This window comes from Candidatus Binatia bacterium (assembly GCA_035631035.1).
GTDB lineage: Bacteria > Eisenbacteria > RBG-16-71-46 > SZUA-252 > SZUA-252 > DASQJL01.
Genome location: DASQJL010000110.1, coordinates 1 through 6,726, shown reverse-complemented (window position 1 = coordinate 6,726; position 6,726 = coordinate 1). Strand labels below are relative to the sequence as shown.

Genomic DNA, 6,726 nt, shown 5'->3' with positions numbered 1-6,726 from the left:
CGCGGGCGGGCTGGGCGCCGTCACTCCCTGGCATCTGAACGCGCACATCGTCTACGACGCCATTCCGGGGCCTCCCGGCGAAAAGGCGCTCAGCCTGGCCGAGCCGACCGGAGTCGCGGTGAATGGGGCCGAGAGCAAGGTCTACGTGGCGGCGCTCGGGTCCGACCTCGTGGGCGTCGTCGATCCCTCGACGGGAGCGGTGACCGCGCGAATTCCCGTCTCCAGCGCCCCTCGGCTCACGAAGAGCGGTCCCGCGGGACTCGCGCTCGACGAGCCGCGGGAGCGGCTGTACGTCCTGAACCGCTTCTCCAACTCGGTCGCGGTGCTCGGCACCTCCGGGGAATCGTTCCAGAGCGAGGTGCCGCTGGGCGGCGGATTCGATCCGAGCCCGGCCGCGGTCACGGCGGGACGTCACTTCCTCTACGACGGGATGCTCTCCGATCACGGCGATCTGGCGTGCGCCTCATGCCACATCGGCGGCAACTTCGACAACCTCGCCTGGGATCTGGGCAATCCGCAGGGCGACATGCAGCCGGCGCCGTCCAACCCGGTCCCGATTCCGCCATTCCATCCGATGAAGGGCCCGATGACGACGCAGTCGCTCCGCGGCCTGTCCGGAACGTCGCCGTTCCACTGGCGCGGCGACCGGTCCGACTTCACCCGATTCAATCCCGCGTTCGTCTCGCTGATGGGGAACGCCGACTCGCTCACGACCGGCGAGATGCAGCAGTTCGCCGACTTCATCCTCACCCTGGCGTATCCGCCGAATCCGAATCAGAACCTCGACCGCACGTGGCCCAATCCGGCCGCCCCCGCGCCGAGTCCGACGCGGGGGAAGATCGAGTTCGATACCAAACCGCACGACGGCGGCACGTGCAGCGTGTGCCACACCCTTCCCACGGGGACCAACCGCGCGCTGATTCCTGCGCAGGCGCTGCAGGAGAGCCAGGCGATGAAGGTGCCTCAGCTCCGGAACCTGTACCAGAAGACCGGCTTCTCCGACGCGCCGGGACCGCAGAAGAGGGGATTCGGCTTCATCCACGACGGCTCGATGGACAATCTGTTCGACTTCCTGAACCTGCCCGTCTTCACGTTCGCGAGCAACCAGGAGCGCCGCGACCTCGAGGCCTTCCTTCTCGCGTTCGATACGGGGACGGCTCCCTCGGTCGGGCGTGAGATCACCGTGAACGGGGCGAACAAGACCCTCACCGGTACGACGCAGCTCCTCGACTCCCTCTATGCCGCCGCGGACGCAGGGCAATGCGACCTGGTGGCGCACGGCCGCCTGGACGGCGTCGCCAAGGGGTTCTTCTACCAGGCCGGCGCGCGCGCGTTCCTGAGCGACTACGATCCTGAGGGGACGTTCCCAGCAGACAGCCTTCGTTCGCTGGCGCAGAACGGGGGCGAGATCACCTACCTCGGAGTCCCTGCGGGCGCGGGAAGGCGCATGGGGATCGACCGCGATGGGGACGGGTACCGCGATCGCTGGGAGCTCGCGCGCGGTTCGAATCCTGCCAATCCCGCCTCGGTCCCGACCGTGAGCGGGGTCGCGGACGCGCCCGAGCCTCCGGCGACGCGGTTGTTCGCGAACCGGCCGAATCCCTTCAATCCGAGCACGGTGATCCCGTTCGCGATCGGCAGCGCGGGGCGCGTCACGCTTCGGTTGTACAACGTCTCGGGGGCCCTGGTGCGGACGCTCGTGGACGGCCCGACGTTGGCGGGACGCTACGAGGCACGCTGGGATGGGCGGGACGACCGCGGCCTTCCGGTCGCCAGCGGGCGCTACTACGCGCGGCTCACCACTGACGGGCAGACGAGGACGCGCACGCTGACCCTGCTCAAGTAGCGGGTACGCCGGGGAGTGCCGGAGCGCGCGGCTACTGCGGGATCGAGTCCAAGTCCCCGGCCACGACCAGGTGCATCTTGTCGGGATGGAACCGCCGGCGTAGCACGTCATCCACCTGCGCCTTCGTGACGGCGCGAATCCGCTTCGGGAAGTCGTCCAGGTAGCTCGGGCCGTATCCGAACTTCTCGGCGGTGCAGAGCGCCGCGGCCACCCCGGCGTTCGTGCCCAGGCGGACCAGGTAGTTGCCGGCGAAGAACTCCCGCTGGACCTCCACTTCCGCGTCGGTGATCCCTTCCTTCCCGTAGCGATCGATCTCTTCCTTGGTGGAGCGGAGCGCCTTGGCCACGTTCTGCGGCGCGACGGCGACGTCCACGGCCCAGAGCCCGTCGGCGTAGTCGGGCCAGAACCAGCGCGAGTAGAGGCTGTAGGAGAGCCCCTCGGTGTCGCGGACCCGCTTGCCGATGCGCGACGTCAGGCTCGACTGTCCCAGCGCCGCGTTCGCGACGAGCGCGGCCTCGTAATCGGGGTCGTTTCGCCTGAGCCCGCTCGCCTGGCCATAGAGGAAATCGACGTTCGCCTTGCCCTTCATGGTCTCGACGACCCGCTCCGGCGCGTTCGGGGCGGTCGGGGGCGCGTCATGGGTCGGGCGCGCGCCTCGCTCCAGTCCGCCGAAGAGGGACGTGACCAGCGCCGCCGTGGCCTCCGGGTCCACGTCGCCCACGACGGCGAGGATCGTTCCGGCTCCGTCGTAGCGCGCGCGCCAGAAGGCGCGGAGGTCGGAGGCGTTCGCCTTGTCGAGGCTCGCGAGCATCGCGTCCGTGGTCGCCGCGCGATAGGGATGCCCCTCGGGGAAGGCGAGGCGGGTCAACCGGTCCAGCCCCCGCGCCGAGGTGCTCTCCGAGCTGCGAAGCACGTTGGCGCGCATTTCCAGCTTGGCCTTTGCGACCTCGGAATCGGCGAACGTCGAGTTCGCAAGCTCGTCGGCCAGGGTCTCCAGGAGAAGCTTCAGGTCCCTGGAGAGCGAATTGCCGACGATGGTGGCCTCGGTCACTCCGGTGAAGACCTGGAGCTGCGCGCCGACGCCGTCGAGCCGCGCGGCGATGGCCCGCTTGTCCGCCGTCTTCGTCCCGCGGGTCAGCATCATGGCGGTCAGTTCGGGCACCGCCGGCTTTCCGGCCGGAGCCTCCATCCGGCCCGCGAACACCGTTCCCTGGACCGCGACCGTCGGCACCGCGTGGTTCACGACGACGTCCAGCGTGAGGCCGTTCGGGAGCACGCGATGGAGCGTCCTCGTGCCGAAGCCTCCCGCTTCCGGCGGGGATGCGCCGCCGGCGCCGGCCCACTTGGTCCGGGGCGGAGCGGGGGCGAGGCCCACCTTGGCTTCCTTTTTCTCCTCGGTCACCGGCACGAACCAGCCCACCGTCGCGTGGTCGGGGACGAGGTACTTCGCCGCGACGCGCTTCACGTCGTCCGCCGACACCTTCCGCAGCGCGTCCACGTAGCCGACGAACCACTTCCAGTTGGCCGACGCGACGGCCTCGCCCAGGGACGAGGCCAGCTCGTACGTGCCGTCCCGCCCGCGGACGACCGAGACCTCCAGCTGGCTCTTCGCGCGATCCAGCTCGGTCGGGCTCACGCCGTCCTTACCGATCCGGTAGAGCGCGGCCTTCATCGCCCGCTCCACCTCGTCGTGCGACCGCCCCGGCGTGACCGTGGCCTGCGCGACGATGGGGTAGGGGTCGCGCAGCGTGTAGTTCCAGGATCCGACGTCGGTCGCGAGGCCCGTCTCGACGAGCGCCTGGTAGAGCCGCGAGTTCACCCCCGAGGAGAGGATGGTCGAGAGCACGTCCAGCGGGATGTAGTCGGGATCGAGGGAGTTCGGCCGCATGTAGGCGATCTCGACGATCCCCACGTTGCCCGGCCGGCGCACCACGGCGCGGCGCTCTCCCTCCTGCGGCGGCTCGACCGTGATCACCTGGGGAATCGGCGTCTTCGAGCGCGCGAAGGCGGCGAACTCGCGATCGAACATGGCGAGCGCGGCCGCGGGTTCGAAGTCGCCCACGAGAATCGCCTCGGCGTTGTCGGGGTAGAAGAAGTTCCGGTAGTGCTCCCGCAGCTTCTCCGTGGACACCCCCTCGATGTCCGAACGGTAGCCGATCGTGTCCCAGTGGTAGGGGTGCGCCAGGATCGCCTCGGCGGTGACCGCCTTGTCCAGCGCCTGGTAGGGACTGTTCTCGCCGATCTCGTACTCGTTCCGGACGACCGACATCTCGGGCTGCCGCTCCGAGTCGAGGATCAGCGCGCGCCCCAGCCGGTCGGCCTCGATCTTCATCGCCGTCCCCAGCTTCTCCGCGGGGAGCGTGGAGTAGCCGTTCATGCGGTCGTACCAGGTGGTCATGTTCGACGAGGCATAGTCCGCCCCCGCCTCGTAGAGCACCTCCTGGACCGTCTTCTTGTGGTTCGCCTTGCCGAAGTTCTTCGTGCTCTTGTTGAAGAGCATGTGCTCGAGGAGGTGCGCCGATCCGGTGTTCCCGGGCGCCTCGTTCCGCGAGCCGACGTGATAGACGACCATGAACGTGATCACGGGCGCGGCGTGGTTGGGCGAGAGGAGGATCTTCATGCCGTTGGAGCGGAGCCGGTATTCGGTGATGCCGCCAAGGGAATCGAGGCGCTCTACATTCGCGGGGATGCGCGCGGCGCCGGTCGCCCGCGGGGAGGAGGCGGCGCGCGCCGCGCGGGAGCGGGTGGTCTCGCGGGGCTGCGCGAAGGCGGAAGCGGCCATGAACAGGAGGAGAAAGATCCCGGCGCTCGCGGCGAGCCGTGGGGCGTGAGCCCGCAGGCGCCGCGGCGCATGGGATCGTGTTGGTAGCGCTACGGGGATTCGAACCCCGGTTTGATGGCTGAGAACCACCCGTCCTAACCCCTAGACGATAGCGCCGCAACCGGCTTCATGGGTGTACCGTCCCGTTTCTGGCATGGCTGGGGGAAGAGGATTCGAACCCCTGTACCGTGGTCCAGAGCCACGTGTCCTACCACTGGACGATCCCCCAAAGAGCCGGTGAATTTATCATGTGCGACGAGGGACCGTCAACGCGCCGGCCGCTTTGACCGGACTCAACCATGGTGATTGGACCGAAGATGCCGGAAAAGGGTTGAGGCGCGGAAGCTAGGGCGGGCAGCGAGGGTTGTCAACCACGCCCTGGCCGGGCGCTCACTCCGGGGCGGTCCCCCCGCGCTCGGAGCGGAAGTGGTGCCGCGCCCAGACCACGCCCAGCACGAGGAGCGCCGCAACGATGACGAGGTCGAACCCGCGCATCACGTTCCGGATGTCGTGCCAGTGCTCGCCGAGGATCACCCCGACCCAGGCCAGGGCCAGCGCCCAGATCACCGAGCCGATGAAGGTGTACAGGGAGAAGATCCCGAAGGGGACGCGCGCGGCGCCGGCGGGGAAGGAGATGAACGTGCGCACGATCGGAAGGAGGCGGCTCCAGAAGGCGACGGCGACGCCGTGGTGCTGGAGCCAGACGTTTCCCTTGTCGTAATCGGACATGCGGAGGATCCGCCAGCGGGCCAGCCGCTCGGCCAGGGGCCGGCCGCCATAGCGGCCCGCGGCGTACGCGATCGCGGAGCCGAAGACGTTGCCCACGCCGCCGGCAAGCGCGACGCCCCAGAGCGTGAAGCGCCCGGTCGAGGCGAGGTAGCCGGAGAAGGGCATGATGATCTCGCTGGGGAGCGGAATGCAGGCGCTCTCGATCGTCATGCAGGCGACGACCCCCGCGTAGCCCCAGGAGGAGATGGTCGACAGGATGAACGAGGAGAGCGGCGCGAGGATCGTGTCGAGGGACGGCACGGCCGCACCGTAGCCGAGAGGATCGCGCGGCGACAAGCGGAAAGAGTTCCGTCTTGGAGCGCCGCACAGCCCATGGTAGCGTCCTATCAGATGAACTCCCGCAGGCTTCGACGCCGGCGCTCCTGGGCGCAACTCGCCGCGGTGGGCAGCCTCCTCGTCGCGGCCCCTCCCGCGGCACATGCCATTCCCGAAACGGTGGCCCTTCGCGGCGTCCCTTCGTCCGTGACGGCCTCGTTCGGGCCGGCCCTGACGATCGGGGCCGGCGTGATCGCGGTGCCGACCGGGAGCGGCGCCGATCTCTACGACCTGAGCCAGCCCTCGACGCCGCTCCTCGGACGCTTCCGCACGTCGGGCAGCGTCGCCCGCGCATCGGCCGCGGGATCGACGCTCTTCCTCTTCGCCGGATCGCGCGGCGTGGTCGCGGTGGACGCCTCCGATCCGGCCGATCCGGTCGCGGTGGGATCGGTCGGAGACCTGGGAGCGGTGACGCTGGGCGCTGCCGCGCCCACGGGCGGGGGCGTGGTCGCGGGAGGCGGGTCCACGCTCCAGTTCCTGTCGTGGGATCCGGCGTCGGGGTTCACGCTGCAGCGCACGCTCGTCTACGGCGACGGCCGGACCGTGGGGGCCGTGGCCGCGCGCGGCGATTCCTTCCTGGTGGCGAGCACCCGCGGCAACGTGCCCCCGCGGCTGATCCTGACGCTGTATCGCATGCGGGCGGGCGCGGCCGCCCCTGATTCGCTGACCGAGTTCGCCTTCAACGGCCATCGCGCCGAGGACCTCGCGTGGAACGGGGCGGCGGCGTTCGTGGCTGACGGCAACCTGGGCGTCCTCGCCATCGACGTGCCCGCGCGGGCGCTGCGCAGCGTGACCGCGGTGCAGGGGACCCAGTTCGTCCGGTCCGTGGACGCGAACGACTCCGTCGTGGTCGCCGCGACCGAGGGGAAGACGCTCGCCCGATTCACGCGGGTCGGAGCCGGCGGGGACACGCTGGCCGGCGAGATCGATCGCACGCTGACGGGGAACCCCGCGC

General features: G+C 69.7%; 4 protein-coding genes and 2 tRNA genes. 2 read left to right on the top strand and 4 right to left on the bottom strand.

What is annotated here, in order from left to right:
- On the top strand, window positions 1–1,846 hold a 1,846-nt coding region (locus tag VE326_11665; protein HYJ33866.1), incomplete at its 5' end, for a FlgD immunoglobulin-like domain containing protein.
- A gap of 31 nt (window positions 1,847–1,877) precedes the next feature.
- Here the strand turns inward: VE326_11665 and VE326_11660 are convergent.
- The 4 genes from VE326_11660 to VE326_11645 form a co-directional block, all read right to left on the bottom strand.
- Window positions 1,878–4,628 (bottom strand): pitrilysin family protein, encoded by a 2,751-nt coding sequence (locus VE326_11660; protein ID HYJ33865.1) that lies wholly within the window; start codon window positions 4,626–4,628, stop codon window positions 1,878–1,880.
- Window positions 4,629–4,709: 81 nt separating this feature from the next.
- Window positions 4,710–4,784: transfer RNA gene (locus tag VE326_11655), tRNA-Glu, on the bottom strand.
- A 38-nt stretch (window positions 4,785–4,822) separates the two neighbouring features.
- Window positions 4,823–4,896: transfer RNA gene (locus VE326_11650), tRNA-Gln, on the bottom strand.
- A 161-nt stretch (window positions 4,897–5,057) separates the two neighbouring features.
- The gene (locus VE326_11645; protein HYJ33864.1) at window positions 5,058–5,696 is read right to left on the bottom strand and encodes a DedA family protein; all 639 of its coding nucleotides are present in this window, start codon (window positions 5,694–5,696) and stop codon (window positions 5,058–5,060) included.
- A 72-nt stretch (window positions 5,697–5,768) separates the two neighbouring features.
- On the opposite strand from VE326_11645, the gene VE326_11640 reads away from it, so the two are divergent.
- Window positions 5,769–6,726, top strand: a 958-nt coding sequence (locus VE326_11640; GenBank protein ID HYJ33863.1) for a hypothetical protein, incomplete at its 3' end; no start/stop codon positions are given.